This is a genomic window from Pseudomonas sp. USTB-Z (assembly GCF_019691255.1).
Classification (GTDB): Bacteria; Pseudomonadota; Gammaproteobacteria; order Pseudomonadales; family Pseudomonadaceae; genus Aquipseudomonas; species Aquipseudomonas alloputida.
The window spans coordinates 61,080-77,594 of the sequence record NZ_JAECZP010000028.1 but is presented as its reverse complement, the minus strand read 5'-3'; the positions used below and the strand labels follow the sequence as shown (position 1 = coordinate 77,594).

General features: G+C 61.8%; 14 protein-coding genes and 3 tRNA genes. All 17 read right to left on the bottom strand.

Going from position 1 to position 16,515, the window contains the following annotated elements:
• Positions 1 to 18 precede the first annotated feature (18 nt).
• Positions 19 to 95 (bottom strand) — tRNA-Arg (locus I8746_RS24375).
• Between the two features lie 71 nt (positions 96 to 166).
• Positions 167 to 243: transfer RNA gene (locus I8746_RS24370), tRNA-Arg, on the bottom strand.
• A 106-nt stretch (positions 244 to 349) separates the two neighbouring features.
• A tRNA-Ser gene (locus I8746_RS24365) sits at positions 350 to 440 on the bottom strand.
• A 72-nt stretch (positions 441 to 512) separates the two neighbouring features.
• Positions 513 to 701 carry a carbon storage regulator CsrA gene (gene csrA / locus I8746_RS24360; RefSeq protein ID WP_003254503.1) on the bottom strand — a complete coding sequence of 63 codons (189 nt, stop codon included), beginning with the start codon at positions 699 to 701 and terminating at the stop codon, positions 513 to 515.
• A gap of 166 nt (positions 702 to 867) precedes the next feature.
• Positions 868 to 2,103 (bottom strand): aspartate kinase, encoded by a 1,236-nt coding sequence (locus I8746_RS24355; protein ID WP_003254504.1) that lies wholly within the window; start codon positions 2,101 to 2,103, stop codon positions 868 to 870.
• 102 nt (positions 2,104 to 2,205) lie between these two features.
• Entirely contained in the window at positions 2,206 to 4,830 is a 2,625-nt protein-coding gene (gene alaS / locus I8746_RS24350) for an alanine--tRNA ligase (protein ID WP_029611822.1), read from the bottom strand.
• A 384-nt stretch (positions 4,831 to 5,214) separates the two neighbouring features.
• On the bottom strand, positions 5,215 to 6,222 hold the full coding sequence (gene astE, locus I8746_RS24345; protein WP_012051581.1) for a succinylglutamate desuccinylase: 1,008 nt from the start codon (positions 6,220 to 6,222) through the stop codon (positions 5,215 to 5,217).
• Positions 6,223 to 6,232: 10 nt separating this feature from the next.
• Positions 6,233 to 6,523, bottom strand: coding sequence for a topoisomerase II (locus I8746_RS24340; protein ID WP_003254508.1), 291 nt, complete (start codon positions 6,521 to 6,523; stop codon positions 6,233 to 6,235).
• Between the two features lie 14 nt (positions 6,524 to 6,537).
• On the bottom strand, positions 6,538 to 7,887 hold the full coding sequence (gene astB / locus I8746_RS24335; protein ID WP_014755750.1) for an N-succinylarginine dihydrolase: 1,350 nt from the start codon (positions 7,885 to 7,887) through the stop codon (positions 6,538 to 6,540).
• Between the two features lie 23 nt (positions 7,888 to 7,910).
• Positions 7,911 to 9,374: a succinylglutamate-semialdehyde dehydrogenase gene (gene astD, locus I8746_RS24330; protein WP_014755749.1), complete on the bottom strand. Its 1,464-nt coding sequence runs from the start codon at positions 9,372 to 9,374 to the stop codon at positions 7,911 to 7,913.
• Positions 9,375 to 10,403, bottom strand: coding sequence for an arginine N-succinyltransferase (gene astA, locus I8746_RS24325; protein WP_003254513.1), 1,029 nt, complete (start codon positions 10,401 to 10,403; stop codon positions 9,375 to 9,377). It lies immediately after the preceding gene.
• Positions 10,404 to 10,481: 78 nt separating this feature from the next.
• Positions 10,482 to 11,501, bottom strand: a complete 1,020-nt coding sequence (aruF, locus tag I8746_RS24320; protein ID WP_012051578.1) for an arginine/ornithine succinyltransferase subunit alpha — start codon at positions 11,499 to 11,501, stop codon at positions 10,482 to 10,484.
• A 147-nt stretch (positions 11,502 to 11,648) separates the two neighbouring features.
• The gene (locus tag I8746_RS24315) at positions 11,649 to 12,869 is read right to left on the bottom strand and encodes an aspartate aminotransferase family protein (protein WP_221101123.1); all 1,221 of its coding nucleotides are present in this window, start codon (positions 12,867 to 12,869) and stop codon (positions 11,649 to 11,651) included.
• Between the two features lie 372 nt (positions 12,870 to 13,241).
• A complete protein-coding gene (argR, locus tag I8746_RS24310; protein ID WP_014755746.1) occupies positions 13,242 to 14,222 on the bottom strand; it encodes a transcriptional regulator ArgR in 981 nt (326 codons plus the stop codon).
• 98 nt (positions 14,223 to 14,320) lie between these two features.
• A complete protein-coding gene (locus I8746_RS24305) occupies positions 14,321 to 15,085 on the bottom strand; it encodes an ABC transporter ATP-binding protein (RefSeq protein ID WP_010955179.1) in 765 nt (254 codons plus the stop codon).
• A 22-nt stretch (positions 15,086 to 15,107) separates the two neighbouring features.
• The gene (locus tag I8746_RS24300) at positions 15,108 to 15,806 is read right to left on the bottom strand and encodes an ABC transporter permease (protein ID WP_014755745.1); all 699 of its coding nucleotides are present in this window, start codon (positions 15,804 to 15,806) and stop codon (positions 15,108 to 15,110) included.
• Entirely contained in the window at positions 15,803 to 16,492 is a 690-nt protein-coding gene (locus tag I8746_RS24295; protein ID WP_003254523.1) for an ABC transporter permease, read from the bottom strand. The genes I8746_RS24300 and I8746_RS24295 overlap by 4 nt, the downstream gene beginning before the upstream one ends.
• Positions 16,493 to 16,515 lie beyond the last annotated feature (23 nt).

The window sequence follows — 16,515 nt, the reverse complement described above, 5'->3', positions numbered from 1 at the left end:
AGAACCACTTCAAGAAAGTGGCGGACTCAGCAGGATTCGAACCTGCGACCGCTCGGTTCGTAGCCGAGTACTCTATCCAGCTGAGCTATGAGTCCGCGATTGGCAGTTTTAGACCAGATACCGCTGGTTGATTGAAGCAGCCTTGCAAACAAAGCCACTTCAAAAGTGGCGGACTCAGCAGGATTCGAACCTGCGACCGCTCGGTTCGTAGCCGAGTACTCTATCCAGCTGAGCTATGAGTCCGTGTCTTGCCGCGCATTATAGGTCGCTGAAACATTTTTGCAAGAAGCTTTTCGTTATAAAACAACTACTTAGCGTTCCTACCGTTTACAGCGCCCTACGCAAATAATGGCGGTGAAGGGGGGATTCGAACCCCCGATACCCTTATGAGGTATACTCCCTTAGCAGGGGAGCGCCTTCGGCCACTCGGCCACCTCACCGCAACACGAGGCGAATATTAAAGAACCTCTTTCACCTTTGCAACCCTTTTTTTGAAAAAAACTTCAAAAAAATTAAAGGCTTGGCTCTTCATCCTTCTCCTTCTTGATCCGCAGGTAGATTTCCTCGCGGTGAACTGCCACTTCTTTCGGGGCGCTCACGCCAATACGCACCTGGTTGCCTTTGACGCCAAGCACCGTCACGGTGATCTCGCCGTCTCCAATGATCAGGCTCTCGGCGCACCGACGAGTCAGAATCAACATAGCTTTCTCCTTACGCAAAACATTCAGGGGTAACAGTCTTGGATATCGGGCCGGGTCGCGGACGACGACCATGGCCCCGGTTACTCGCCGCACAGGGCAGGACAGGGCCTGCGCGGCGAGCAGAAACGCGAAGGGCGCGGCAAGCCGCGCCCTTCCAGGCAGCGCCTTACTCGCCCTGTCGGGCAGGAGCATCCAGATCGAACGCGGTATGCAGCGCGCGCACGGCCAGCTCCAGGTACTTCTCTTCGAGCACCACCGAAACCTTGATCTCGGAAGTGGAGATCATCTGGATGTTGATGCTCTCCTTGGCCAGGGCTTCGAACATGCAGCTGGCAACCCCGGCGTGCGAACGCATGCCGACGCCGACGATCGAGACCTTGGCGATCTTGGTGTCGCCGATCACTTCACGGGCACCGATTTCGCGCGCAGTGTTTTCCAGCACGCTCTGCGCCTTCTCGTACTCATTGCGGTGCACGGTGAAGGTGAAGTCGGTGGTGTTATCGTGAGCAACGTTCTGCACGATCATGTCGACTTCGATGTTCGAAGCGCTGATCGGGCCGAGGATCTTGAAGGCCACGCCCGGGGTATCCGGCACGCCGCGAATGGTCAGCTTTGCTTCATCACGGTTGAAGGCGATACCGGAAATGATCGGCTGTTCCATGGATTCCTCTTCATCAATGGTAATGAGGGTACCCGGACCCTCCTTGAAGCTGTGCAGCACGCGCAGCGGAACGTTGTACTTGCCGGCGAACTCCACCGAACGGATCTGCAGCACCTTGGAACCAAGGCTGGCCATTTCCAGCATCTCTTCGAAGGTGATCTTCTCCAGGCGACGAGCCTGTGGCACGACGCGCGGGTCGGTGGTGTAGACGCCATCAACATCAGTGTAGATCTGGCACTCATCAGCCTTCAGCGCCGCCGCCAGGGCCACGCCGGTGGTATCAGAGCCACCACGACCCAGGGTAGTGATGCTGCCGTGCTCGTCGACACCCTGGAAGCCTGCAACCACGACGACGCGACCTTCCTTGAGGTCGGCACGAATCTTCTGGTCGTCGATTTGCAGAATGCGCGCCTTGTTGTGCGAGCTGTCGGTGAGAATACGCACCTGGTTGCCGGTGTAGGACACCGCTGGCACACCACGCTTGATCAAGGCCATGGTCAGCAGGGCAATGGTGACCTGCTCACCCGTCGACACGATCACGTCCAGTTCACGAGGAACCGGCTGATCGGTGATCTGCTTGGCCAAGTCGATCAGGCGATTGGTTTCACCGCTCATGGCCGACAGCACAACCACCAGGTCGTCGCCCGCTTCACGGTGTTTCTTGACCTTTTCGGCTACCTGCTCGATCCGCTCGATGGAACCGACAGAGGTGCCGCCAAATTTCTGTACGATCAACGCCATTTCAATGGTGCCTCAGCCCATACAGGGCCCCAAAAAACAATCCAACATGAAGGGGTGGACGGGAGTGGCCTGTGTGGCCACTAGACCCTCCACCCCCTCATCTCAAAGTCCCTGCTCTGCGAATGGCACGGCCAGCGCCAGGGCCTGGTCCAGGGCAGCGACGTCGACGCCACCACCCTGGGCCATGTCCGGACGGCCGCCGCCCTTGCCACCCACCGCCGCAGCGGCTTGTTTCATCAGATCGCCAGCCTTGAGTTGGCTGGAGAGGTCCTTGGTCACGCCGGCCACCAGCACAACCTTGCCCTCATGCTCGCTGCCCAGCAGGATCACTGCGTGGCCGAGCTTGTTCTTCAGCTGATCGACCAGGGCCAGCAGGGCCTTGCCATCCTGCCCATCCAGGCGGGCGGCGAGGACCTTGGCACCCTTGACCTCAACGGCCGCGTTGGAGAGATCGTCCCCGGCGGCGCTGGCGGCCTTGGCCTGCAGCTGTTCCAGCTGCTTCTCCAGCTGGCGGTTGCGCTCGAGCACAGCCGACAGCTTGTCGATCAGGTTGTCGCGGTTACCCTTGACCAGTTGTGCGGCTTCCTTGACCTGCTCTTCGGCAGCGTTCAGGTAAGCCAGCGCAGCGGCACCGGTTACGGCTTCGATACGGCGCACGCCAGAGGCTACGCCGCCTTCGCTGATGATCTTGAACAGGCTGATGTCACCGGTGCGCTTGGCGTGGATACCGCCGCACAATTCCACCGAAAAATCACCGCCCATGCTCAGCACACGCACGGTGTCGCCGTATTTCTCGCCGAACAGCGCCATTGCGCCTTTGGCCTTGGCAGTTTCGATGTCGGTCAGTTCGGTTTCAACCGGGGTGTTCTTGCGAATCTCGCGGTTGACGATGTCTTCCAGCTGCTTGATCTGCTCCGGCTTCACCGCTTCGAAGTGGCTGAAGTCGAAACGCAGGCGCTGGCTGTCGACCAGCGAGCCCTTCTGCTGTACATGCTCGCCCAGTACCTGGCGCAATGCTTCGTGCAGCAGGTGGGTGGCGGAGTGATTCAACGAGGTGGCGTGCTGTACGTCGGCATCGACCTTGGCCTCGACGGGCGAACCGATCAGCAGCGCACCGCTGGCCACCACGCCGTGGTGCAGGAAGGCGCCGCCGGTCTTGGTGGTATCACGCACGTCGAAGCGTGCAGCACCTGCCTGCAGGAAGCCGCTGTCACCAACCTGGCCACCGGACTCGGCGTAGAACGGCGTGCGGTCGAGCACCACAACGCCCTGCTCGCCTTCACCCAGCTGGTCAACGGATTGGCCATCCTTGTAGAGGGCGATGATCTTGCCCTGGCCCTCGGTGGTGTCGTAACCGAGGAACTCGGTGGCGCTGTCGACCTTGACCAGGCTGTTGTAATCCATGCCGAAGGCGCTGGCGGAACGGGCACGCTCACGCTGGGCGTCCATTTCACGCTCAAAGCCGGCTTCGTCGATAGTCAGCTCACGCTCACGGGCGATGTCGGCAGTCAGGTCCATCGGGAAGCCATAGGTGTCGTACAGCTTGAACACCACGTCGCCCGGTACCACGTCGCCTTTCAGCTGGGCCAGGTCTTGCTCGAGGATGCGCAGGCCCTGCTCCAGGGTCTTGGCGAACTGCTCTTCTTCGGCCTTGAGCACGCGCTCGATGTGCGCTTGCTGGCTCTTCAACTCCGGGAAGGCTTCGCCCATTTCAGCGGCCAGTGCGGCAACGATCTGGTAGAAGAAGCTGCCCTTGGCACCCAGCTTGTTGCCGTGACGGCAAGCGCGGCGAATGATGCGGCGCAGCACGTAGCCACGGCCCTCGTTGGACGGCAGCACGCCGTCGGCAATCAGGAAGCCGCACGAACGGATGTGGTCGGCGACCACTTTCAGCGAGGCCTGGCCGTCATTGCTGCAACCGATGGCCTTGGCTGCGGCAGCCAGCAGGTTCTGGAACAGGTCGATCTCGTAGTTCGAATGCACGTGCTGCAGCACGGCGCTGACGCGCTCCAGGCCCATGCCGGTGTCCACCGACGGCGCTGGCAGCGGGTGCAACACACCGTCGGCTGTGCGGTTGAACTGCATGAAGACGTTGTTCCAGATCTCGATGTAGCGGTCACCGTCTTCTTCTGGCGAACCAGGTGGGCCACCCCAGATATCCGGGCCGTGATCGTAGAAAATCTCGGTGCACGGGCCGCACGGGCCGGTATCGCCCATGGTCCAGAAGTTGTCGGAGGCGTACGGGGCGCCCTTGTTATCGCCGATGCGCACCATGCGCTCGGCCGGCACGCCGACTTCCTTGGTCCAGATGTCGTAGGCTTCGTCGTCGGTGGCGTAGACGGTGACCCAGAGCTTTTCCTTGGGCAGGTTCAGCCACTGCTCAGACGTCAGGAAGGTCCAGGCGAAGGTAATGGCATCGCGCTTGAAATAGTCGCCGAAGCTGAAGTTGCCCAGCATTTCGAAGAAGGTGTGGTGACGCGCGGTGTAACCGACGTTTTCCAGGTCGTTGTGCTTGCCACCGGCACGCACGCACTTCTGGCTGCTGACAGCACGCGTGTAGGCGCGCTTCTCCGCACCGAGGAAGCAGTCCTTGAACTGGTTCATGCCTGCGTTGGTGAACAGCAGGGTCGGGTCGTTGTTCGGGATCAGCGAACTGGAGGCGACTCGGGTATGTCCCTGCTCTTCGAAGAAGCGAAGGAAGGCTTCACGGATTTCTGCGCTTTTCATAGGTTCTTCCACGGAAACGGCGGCCCTGTTGGGCAAACGCGTCGACGAAACGACGGCAAAGGGCCGCATTATATCGGTCCTGCAGTCTTGATGCAGTGTGTTTATACGATAGAAGCCATCGTTTGGACGGTTTTTCGGGCTATGCAAACGAAAACGACATGACCGGATGCTAAATCCTGTGTTTCGCCACTGGCAAGCCAATTACCGCTTAAGGGAGGGGAAAAGGGAACAGGCGGTGAATTAAAAGGTTTTCATCATGGATAGGATCCGAAACTGTGTCGCCTGGTTCGCGGGTAAACCCGCTCCTACAAGGTATGTGCAAGGCCTTAATGTGGCGCCGTGCCCGTAGGAGCGGGTTCACCCGCGAAACAGGCGACACCGCTCTCACCCCAGTCGCTGCCCCGAATCCGGCACGATCAGAATGCCGGCGCGCAAGCCGTTCTTGACCTTGGGGTTGGGGAAGATGATGCGCGCGCCCTCCTCCTCGACTACCCAGCGCATCTCGGCCAGGTCTTCAGCCAGCAGGTAACCCTTGCTCAGCTCGGAGAAGTTTTCGATGTCCGCCGGCAGGTGCAGGTGGAAGCTGTCGCTGTGCTTGATGATTTCGCGGGAAACACTGAACAGCTGCAGGCCATCCAGCGAGCTTTCGTTTTCGGGCTCGGTAGCCTCAATGATGCGGATCAGCCGCTCTTCGAGCTTGTCGAGGTTCACCTGCTCGTTCTGGCCGAACGGGCGGGCCTTGCCCAACTCCAGGGTGAAAGCTTCAGCCTCAAGCTGTTCGTAGGTGAAAGCACTGAAGGTGATGGACGACTTGCTTTGCAGCAGCACCGCTTCCATACCTGCCGCCGCCAGGCGCGCCAGCTCACGACGGGAGTGCTTGCGCCCCTCTTTATAAGGGTACAAGGCGAATTGCTCGATCTTCGAACCGCGGATGGCAGTATGCAGGTCGTAATGCAGGCGGTTGCGCCCCGGCTTGCTGAAGAACACCCGGGCGAACTGTTCAAGCTCGGCAGCACGCAGTGCTTCGAACCCGCTGGACAGCTCATGGCGACCATTGAACAAGCGGTTGATGTCCTGTTCGATAAAGCGCTCGCCCTTGCGGATCGCCGCCGGGTTGCCGAACAGGAACAGCACCCGTGCCCTGGGTTTGATCTTGCCGTTGGCCACGCCGTGCAGCAGCCGTTCGAGCAATTCGATCGGCGCTGTTTCGTTGCCATGAATGCCGGCGGACAACAGCAAGTCCAGCCCGCAATCTTCGCTTTCGGCCGGACGCACTTCGAGCGCGCCCTCCCCCAGCCATCGCAAACGCGCGCCCCCGGGTGTCACTTGGGTCTTCTCAGCCGGTTCGTGAGCGGTGAGGGTCAGCTCAAGCAATTTGCCAAGGGCGAGCATAGGTGCTTCCTTAGTGGTGGTGACCGCAGTCAGGGCCATGAACGTGATCGTCGTCTTCGCCAAGTTCTGCCGGTTCCATTTCCAGCTGCAGGCTGACCAGATTGGTGGCCATCGGGCGCAGCAGCAAGTTGGCATACTCGGTGTCGTCTTCCTCGACATCCACGCCGATCAGCAACTGGCCACGGCCATCCTGCTGAATCCACACTTCCTTGCCTTGCCAGACCACAGCAAAGCGGGTGCAGGAAGTTTCCAGCTGGGTGCCGTCTTCATCTTCGAGGATCAGGCGCAAGGCGTCGGTCATTACAGAGTCTCTCTTCAAGGTTGGCGTTGGAACGGATACACCGAGCCCAACTTCAGGATCTGGGTCAATTCGTCCAGTGCCGTACGGCATTCCACCAGCAGTTGCGGGTCAGCCAGGTCTGCTTCGCCAAGGCGATCGCGGTAGTGCCTGTCGACCCACTGCAGCAGCGTGTCATACAGCGGGGCCGTCATGATAACGCCTTGGTTGACGGCTGCCAGTTCCGCTTCTTTCAAAGCCACGCGCAAACGCAGGCAGGCCGGGCCGCCGCCGTTTTGCATGCTTTGCTTGAGGTCGAATACCTTGACCTCCTTCACCGGGCCTCCCTGGCTGGTCATCTGGCCCAGATAGGCCCAGACCCGCTCGTTGTTGCGGCACTCTTCCGGCACGACCAGCAGCATGGAACCATCGTCGCGGCTGAGCAGCTGGCTGTTGAACAGGTAGGAACGCACCGCGTCCTCCACCGCCACCGCGGCCCTGGGCACGCAGATGGCCTGGAAGTTGCCACCCTTGCTGGCCAGTTTAGCTCGCAGTTGCCCAAGTACCGCGTCGGTCTCGAGAAACGCGTCCTCGTGGTAGAACAGCACCTCGCCGTTACCGACCGAAATCACATCATTGTGGAACACACCCTGATCGATCACCGCCGGGTTCTGTTGAGCGTAGACCACACCGTCATCGCTCAGGCCGTGCAGCCGGGCCACAGCTTGCGAGGCCTCCAGGGTTTGTCGGGCCGGGTACTTCTGTGGCGCGGGGTAACGGCTGTCGAAGGCACTGCGGCCGTAGACAAAAAACTCCACGCCAGCCTCGCCATAGGCGCGGCAGAAGCGTGTGTGGTTGGCCGCGCCCTCGTCACCGAACTGTGCCACGGCAGGCAGCGCAGCGTGGTGGGCAAAGTGTTTCTCGTTGTTGAACATGGCACCCAGCACGCGGCTGGTGGTCGGGTGTTCGATGCTGCGGTGATATTTGCAGTTGAGGTTGGCGGCAGTGAAGTGCACGCGACCATCAGCAGTGTCGGCACTCGGGCTGACTGTCGCGGCGTTGGCCACCCACATGCTCGAGGCCGAGCAACTGGCCACCAGCAACGGCATGGCCTCGCGGGCGGCGCGCTGGATAACGTCGGCATCGCTACCACTGAACCCCAGGCGGCGCAGCGCCGCCACGTCCGGGCGCTCTTGTGGCGCCAGAACACCCTGCTTGAAGCCCATGTCGGCCAGCGCTTTCATCTTCGCCAGGCCCTGGCGCGCGGCCTCACGCGGGTTGGACGCCTGCTGGCTGTTGCTCTGCGAAGCCACGTTACCGTAAGACAGGCCGCCATAGTTGTGGGTAGGCCCCACCAGGCCATCAAAATTCACTTCATAGGATTTCATCGGCTAGGCTCCGTGACCTGTTGTTATAGGGTGACGCCCGGCGTCAGGGTCGCCGGCAAGGCAAGGCTGGCGGTCTCCAGCGAAGCCACGGGGTAAGCGCAGTAGTCGGCCGCGTAATAGGCGCTGGCGCGATGGTTGCCACTGGCACCCACACCACCGAACGGCGCGCTGCTGGCAGCCCCCGTCAGCTGTTTGTTCCAGTTGACGATGCCAGCGCGACTGCGCAACCAGAAGTACTGGTAGCGGGCTCGCGAATCAGACAATAAGCCGGCGGCCAGGCCATACTGGGTGTTATTGGCTTCATCGATGGCAGCATCGAAGTCGGCGTAGCGGATCACCTGCAACAGCGGGCCGAAAAACTCTTCGTCCGGGCGGTCAGCCACGGCAGTGACATCGACAATGCCCGGGGTCAGCAGTGCAGCATCGGCCTGCGGCTGAGTCATTTCCAGCAGTTTCACGCCACCTTTGGCGGCCAGTTCAACCTGGGCGGCAAGCAGCGCCCGAGCCGCCTGCAGCGAAATCACCGACCCCATGAAAGGCGCGGGCTGTTCATCGAACGCCCCCACCGTGATGGTTTTGCACACTTCGACCAGGCGCGCGATCAGCGCATCGCCCCAGGCGCCTTGCGGCACCAGCAGGCGCCGCGCGCAGGTGCAACGCTGGCCGGCGGAAATGAACGCCGACTGGACAATGGTATACACCGCCGCATTGAGGTCCTTGACCTCGTCCACCACCAGCGGGTTGTTACCCCCCATTTCCAGGGCCAGAATCTTGTCTGGGCGGCCTGCGAACTGTTGATGCAGCAGGTTGCCGGTGCGGCTTGAGCCGGTGAAGAACAGGCCATCGATACCTGGGTTGGCGGCCAGCGCCACACCGGTTTCACGTGCGCCCTGCACCAGGTTCAGCACACCCGCCGGCAGGCCGGCAGCAATCCAGCAGTTGACGGTAAGCTCAGCGACCTTGGGGGTGAGCTCGCTGGGCTTGAACACCACGCAGTTGCCTGCCAGCAGCGCCGGCACGATATGGCCATTGGGCAGGTGCCCGGGGAAATTGTAAGGGCCGAACACCGCCACGACGCCGTGAGGCTTGTGCCGCAGAACAGCCGTGGCATCGGCCAGCGGACCACTCTTTTCGCCGGTGCGCTCGCGGTAGCTCTGTACTGAAATCGCCACCTTGTTGATCATGCTGGTGACTTCAGTCGCAGATTCCCACAGCGGCTTCCCGGTTTCCTCGCCAATGCACTGGGCCATGGCTTCGGCATGCACTTTCAGCTGCGCGGCAAACTTCTCCAGCACATCGATACGTGCCTCCAGGCTCAACTGCGCCCAGGCCGGAAAGGCCTGCCGCGCGGCCTGCACGGCAGCGTCGACCTGGCTGGCGTCAGCGCCCTGCCCTTGCCAGATCACGGCCTGGGTCACCGGGTTGAGCGACTGCAGGGTTTCGCCCTGGCCGGCCTGCCAATTGCCTGCGATGTAATGCGTGGTCATTTACTGGGCCTCCCGGCTGGCCGACAGCGGCACCGCGCGGACATTGTCACCGACGCCCATGCGCAGGCGCTTGGCGGTCAACGGGTCGACCACCAGGGTGCCGGCGGCCAACCGTGCAGGTGCAGCAGTGATGCGGCAATCGTCGCGCTTGCGGTTGTGGATGATGAAAGGGGTCGCGTCATCGCCTGGCGTACCTACCGCCAGCACCAGGGTCTGGCTCTCGCGCACGGCGCGGATCTTGGCAGTGTCACACTCGATGGCCGGGCCGGCATCGAAGATGTCGACGTAGCCCTGGTAGTTGAAGCCTTCCTGCTTGAGCATGGCCAGCGCCGGCTCGGTGTCTTTGTGCACACGGCCGATCACACTGCGCGCCGCTTCGGACAGGAAGCAGGTGTACAGCGGGAACTTGGGCATCAGTTCGGCGATGAACGACTTGTTGCCCACGCCGGTGAGGTAATCGGCCTGGCTGAACTCCATCTTGAAAAAATGCCGGCCCAGGCTTTCCCAGAACGGCGAACGGCCCTGCTCGTCAGACATGCCGCGCATTTCGGCAATGATCTTCTTGCCGAACAGCTCGGGGAACTCGGCAATGAACAGCATGCGCGCACGCGACAGCAGGCGGCCATTGAGGCCCGAGCGGTAGTCGCTACGCAGGAACAGCGAGCACAGCTCGGAGTTGCCGGTCAGGTCGTTGGCCAGGAACAGCGTCGGGATTTCGCGGTAGATCTTCAGCTCCTGCGAGGCGCTGACAGTCAGGCCGACCCGGTAGTTGTACCAAGGCTCACGCAGGCCGACGGCGCCGGCGATGGCACTGATACCCACCACCAGACCTTCGTCGTTTTCCAGCACGAACAGGTAATCGGTGTCGCCACGCTCGGCTTCGCCACGAAAGCTTTTTTCCGCCCAACCAACGCGATGCCCCAGGCGCTCTTCGTTGGCCGGCAGCGTGGTCAGCCCGGTGGTGCCGGTGCTGCGTGCCAATTCGATCAACGCAGGCAAATCGCTGCTGCGTACAGGACGAACGATCATGCTATCTCCTTGTGCGGCGGCATCGGCCGGCGCGAAACTCTGCTAACGCATCAATCCCGAAACGTCTGTTGCCAGACCTCAAACCGCGACCAGGCGCACGCTGGCGCCCTCGCCCACGCCCAGCGCGTCGGCTGCTGCCACGCTCAGGCTGACCGGCTTGCCAGGCACCCAGTCCAGGTCCAGCAACACCGCGCGGTAGTCCTGCAGCAGGCCGTTGCACACCAGGTACGGGCGACCGCCTTTGGCCGGGGCCTCTTCGATCTTCACCGGGACCACCCGGCTCTGGGCGATCGAGCGGATGCCAGAGGTGCGCGCATGCAGGGTCGGGCCGCCGTCGAAGATGTCGATGTAGTGCTCAGTCTCGAAGCCTTCGCGCATGAGTATGTCGAAGGTGATCTGCGCCCGCGGATGTACCTGGCCCATGGCTTCCTGCGCCAGGTCTGGCAACAACGGCACGTAGATCGGGTAGTGGGGCATCAGCTCGGCGAGAAAGGTACGGCTCTTCAGGCCGCACAGGCGCTCGGCGTCGGCATAGTTGAGGTCGAAGAAGTTGCGGCCGATGGCATCCCAGAACGGCGATTCACCCTGCTCGTCGCTGAAGCCGACGATCTCGGTCACCACCGAATCGGCAAAGCGCTCCGGGTGCGCAGCCATGAACAGCAGTCGGCCGCGCGAGTTGAGCTCGGCCCAGCCACTGTTCACCAGCTCCGGCGCCACATAGAAACTGGTCAGCAGGCTGTTGCCGGTCAGATCGTGGCACAGCGACAGCACATGGATCTTGTTGTGTATCTTCAGCTCGCGTGAGGCGTGCACGAATGTTTCGTTACGAAAACTGTAGAACGGCTCGGAGTAGCCGGCCGAAGCGACAATGGCCGAGCAGCCGGCCAACTTGCCTGTTTCACTGTCTTCGAGCACGAAAAAGTAACTCTCTTCACCGTTGAAGCTGACCTCGGCGGCGAAGGATGTCTCAGAGGCGGCAATCTTGTCGCCCAGACGAGCAGTGTCGTCCGGCAGCGAGGTGACACCAATGGGGCTGTCTGCAGCCATGCGCTGCACGTCGTTCAGATCAGCCATTTGCGCGGGGCGCATCACCAGCATGGTGTCACTCCTTTGGAATACGGGCCATTCACGTCGGCACGGAAAAACGGCAGGCACCCAGGCACCTGCACTGGAATCGGGTATCGCCGACCCGGCTCAGCCTCGGGCTGAGGCTGCGCCGGGGCCGGCGAAAGGACCGCTGGCGAATCAGCCTTTGGTCAGTGTGGCCACAGCGCGTTCGAAGCGGTCCAGGCCTTCGTCGATGTCAGCGTCTTCAACCACCAGGCTTGGCGCGAAGCGGACGACATCCGGGCCGGCCTGCAGCACCATCACGCCTTCTTTCTCGGCAGCATTGAGCACGTCCTTGGCCTTGCCTTGCCAGGCCTCGGTCAAGACACAGCCCAGCAGCAAGCCGACGCCACGCACCTGGCTGAACAGGTTGTACTTCTGGCCGATCTGCTCCAGGCGGGTTTTGAAGCGCTCGTGCTTTGCCTTGATACCGGCCAGGGTTTCCGGGGTGTTGACCACATCCAGCACCGCGCAGGCCACGGCGCAACCCAGCGGGTTGCCGCCATAGGTGGTGCCGTGGGTGCCAACGGCCAGGTGCTTGGCCAGCTCGGTGGTGGTCAGCATGGCGCCAATCGGGAAGCCGCCGCCCAGGCTCTTGGCACTGGTCAGAATGTCCGGGGTCACGCCGTAGTGCTGGTAGGCATACAGCGAGCCGGTACGGCCCACGCCAGTCTGCACTTCGTCGAAGATCAGCAGCGCATTGTGCTCATCACACAGCTTGCGCGCGCCTTCCAGGTAGGCCTTGTCGGCCGGCACCACGCCGCTCTCGCCCTGGATCGGCTCGATCACCACGGCGCAGGTCTTGTCGGAAATCTGTGCCTTCAACGCTTCCAGGTCGTTGTACGGCACATGGCTGATACCGGTGATCTTCGGGCCAAAGCCATCGGAGTACTTCGGCTGGCCACCCACGCTGACGGTAAACAGGGTGCGACCGTGGAAGCTGTTCACGGTGGCGATGATTTCGTGCTTTTGCGGACCGAAGCGGTCATGCGCCACACGACGGGCCAGCTTGAAAGCGGCCTCGTTGGACTCGGCGCCGGAGTTGCAGAAGAACGCGCGGTCGGCAAAGGTGGCGTCCACCAGCTTGTGGGCCAGGCGCAGGGCCGGCTCGTTGGTGAACACGTTGGAGACGTGCCAGAGGGTGTTGGCCTGTTCAGTCAGGGCCTTGACCAGTGCCGGGTGGCAGTGGCCCAGGGCATTGACCGCGATGCCGCCGGCAAAGTCGATCAACTCGCGACCCGACTGGTCCCAGACGCGGGAACCCTCGCCTCGCACAGGAATGAAGGCCGCCGGAGAATAGTTGGGGACCATCACCTGGTCGAAATCGGCACGTTGCACCGGGGCTTGCTCAACGGACATCTGAGTCTCCTGAAGAGGAACGCTGGCCTGGAAGTGGCGAGCGATGGGGGGATTGTAAGGACTGATCCGCGCCTGTCCTTGCGGCCAAGCGACAACTTGTTACAGCGCAAAACCCAGTTTTGACAAGGCTTTCGGCAATGCGACAAACACTGTCGCAATCGCGCAGTGTACGGGAGAGAGGGGGCTGGGTGAACGGGTGTTCACACAGGTTTGTGAGGGGGCAGGATGTACGGGTGTTCACACAGAATTTTGAGGGGGCAGGATGTACGGCGATGTTGGTGTGTTGACGGGGAGATCGAGCGCCGCCCGCGCGGCGCTCGATTTGCACCCCAACATCAACCCCAAGGCATACACCCCGAACCCAACCGAATCTCAGCCCTTTTCAGCCGGCGCCGAGCTCAATTCAAACGGGCTGCTGCTGCGACGCTGGTTCCGGTCTTCTCGCGGCGTTGCACCAAAGAAGTTACGGTAGGCACTGGAAAAATGCGGCCCCGAGGAGAAGCCACAGGACAGCCCGATCTGGATGATCGACTTGCTGGTCTGCATCAGCATCTGCCGCGCCTTGTTCAACCGCAACTCCAGGTAGTACTGGCTGGGTACACGGTTCAGGTACTGCTTGAAGATACGCTCCAACTGCCGACGTGACACGCACACATGCTGGGCGATTTCGTCGGTGGTCAGCGGCTCTTCGATGTTGGCTTCCATCAGCAAAACGGCCTGAGTCAGCTTGGGGTGACTCGAGCCCAGGCGGTTCTGCAGCGGAATACGCTGGCGCTCGCCACCCTCGCGGATGCGCTCTACCACCAGCTCTTCCGACACCGCCCCGGCCAGCTCCGCCCCGTGATCGCGCGCCAGCACCGCCAGCAGCAGGTCGGTCACGGCCATACCGCCGCAGGCGGTCAGTCGGTCGCGATCCCAATCGAACAGGTGGCTGGTGGCAATCACCTTGGGGAAGCGTTCGGCAAAGTCATCCTGCCAGCGCCAGTGCACGGCTGCCCGGTACCCATCGAGCAGGCCCAGCATGGCCAGCGGATAGACCCCGGCCGACAGGCCACCGATCAGGCAACCACTGCGCGCCAGTTGCTTGAGCGCGGCTGAAAAGGCAGCCCCCATCGCCGCAGGCGGCTCGTCGGCCAGCAGAAAGAGCTTGTGGCAACCCTCCAGGCGGCCGGTCCACGGCTCGCCCGGCATCCGCCAGGCGCCTTCCTGCGCAGGCTCGGCCTGCAGGAAGACCAACTCGTAAACCACATCCGGATGCACCCGCTGCGCCACCAGCAACACTTCCTCGGCCAACGCCAGGGTCAAAGGCCTGGTGCTGGGCCAGATGAGAAAACCGATTCGCTGGGTGGTCATAGGGTACGGTCCGAAACCTGAGGTCGTTCGAGTCTGTGCGCCGGGTCAGGCTGCGCTCGCCGCGCAGCATGCCCTATTCTGGTGCAAAAATGCAGCTTTTACTTCAGGCTGCCGGAGAGGAACTGCTGCAGGCGCTCCGACTGCGGATTGGCCAGCACTTCACGCGGGCAGCCGGTTTCTTCCACCAGGCCTTTGTGCAGAAACACCAGCTGGTTGGACACCTCGCGGGCAAAGCCCATTTCGTGGGTCACCACCACCATGGTCCGACCTTCCTGGGCCAGCGCCTGCATCACCTTCAGCACATCACCCACCAGCTCAGGGTCGAGCGCCGAGGTCGGCTCATCGAACAGCATGACCTCCGGCTCCATGGCCAATGCCCGGGCAATTGCCACACGTTGTTGCTCACCCCCCGACATATGCCCGGGGAAGGCATCCTTGCGATGGGCAACCCCCACCTTGGCCAGGTAGTGCTCGGCCTTTTCCAGGGCTTCCTTTTTGTTCACGCCCAGCACGTGCACTGGCGCTTCGATGATGTTCTCAAGCGCAGTCATGTGCGACCACAAGTTGAAGTGCTGGAACACCATCGACAGGCGCGAGCGCATGCGCTGCAATTGACGCGGGTCGGCGGCCTTCAACGCACCATCCTTGCCGGGGACCAGCTTCAGTTCTTCGTTGTTGAGCAGGATCTTGCCGGCGTGCGGCTGCTCCAGCAGGTTGATGCAGCGCAGGAAGGTCGACTTGCCCGAACCGCTGGAGCCGATGATGCTGATGACGTCGCCGGCCTTGGCCGCCAGTGACACGCCCTTGAGCACTTCGTGGCTGCCGTAGCGCTTGTGCAGGTCTTGGACTTCGAGTTTGTACATGCTGTCGATTCTCACAAAGCGGTCAGTGCTTGCGCGGCGCCAGGTAGCCGAGCCAGCGGCGTTCGGCCATCTTGAACAGGCGCACCAGGATAAAGGTCAGGCACAGGTAGAACACGCCCGCCGTGATATAGGCCTCGAAAGGCAGGTAGTACTGGGCATTGACCGTGCGCGCAGCACCGGTGATGTCGATCAGGGTGACGATCGACGCCAGGCTGGTGGTCTGCAGCATCATGATCACTTCATTGCTGTACTGCGGCAGTGCCCGACGCAGTGCCGAAGGCAGCAGGATGCGGCGGTACATTTTCATGCGCGACATCCCCATGGCCTTGGCAGCTTCGATCTCGCCATGCGGCGTCGCCTTGAGGCTGCCGGCAATGATTTCGGCGGTGTAGGCACTGGTATTGATGCCGAACGCCAGGCAGGCGCAGAAGGTAGCGCTGGACAGCAGCGGCCAGAAGATACTCTCGCGCACCGCCTCGAACTGGGCCAGGCCGTAGTAGATCAGGAACAGCTGCACCAGCATCGGCGTGCCACGGATGACGTAGGTGTACAGCCATGCAGCAAGGTTGACCATCGGCTGCCTGGATACCCGCATCAGGCCCAGCGGAATGGCTGCCAACAGGCCGAAGAAAAGCGAAATCGCCAGCAGTTTCAGGGTGGTCAGCAAACCGCCGAAGTACATTGGCAGCGCTTCCCAGACGACGTTGTAGTCGAAGATCATAGTTCAGCCACCTTGACGCCCACCGAGTAGCGGCGCTCCAGATACTTCAGGGCCAGCAGCGAAACACTGGTCAGCACCAGGTACAGCGCCGCCACTGCCAGGAAGAAGGTGAAGGGTTCGCGGGTGGCGTCAGCCGCCTGCTTGGCCTTGAACATCATGTCCTGCAGGCCGACGACCGAAATCAGCGCAGTAGCCTTGGTCAGCACCAGCCAGTTGTTGGTGAAGCCCGGAATGGCCAGGCGAATCATTTGCGGCACCTGGATGCGGAAGAACACTTGGCGGGGGCTCATGCCATAGGCCACGCCCGCCTCGGCCTGGCCTTTGGGAATGCCCAGGAAGGCCCCGCGGAAGGTTTCCGAGAGGTAGGCGCCAAAGATGAAGCCTAGGGTACCGATACCCGCAATCAGCGGATTCAGATCGATATAGTCTTCATAGCCGAGCAGCGGCGCCACCCGGTTGATGATGTCTTGCCCGCCGTAGAAGATCAGCAGGATCAGGACCAGGTCCGGAATACCACGGATCACCGTGGAATACAGATCGCCCAGCCAGGCCAGCCAGCGCACTGGCGACAAACGCAGCGCCACACCGATCAGGCCGAGCACGATGGCCAGGGCCATCGACGACAGGGCGAGCTGTAGCGTCAGCCACGCCCCGTCGAGGATGACTGCCCCGTAGCCTTTCAACATGATGAGGTCCTCGACCTAGAGAA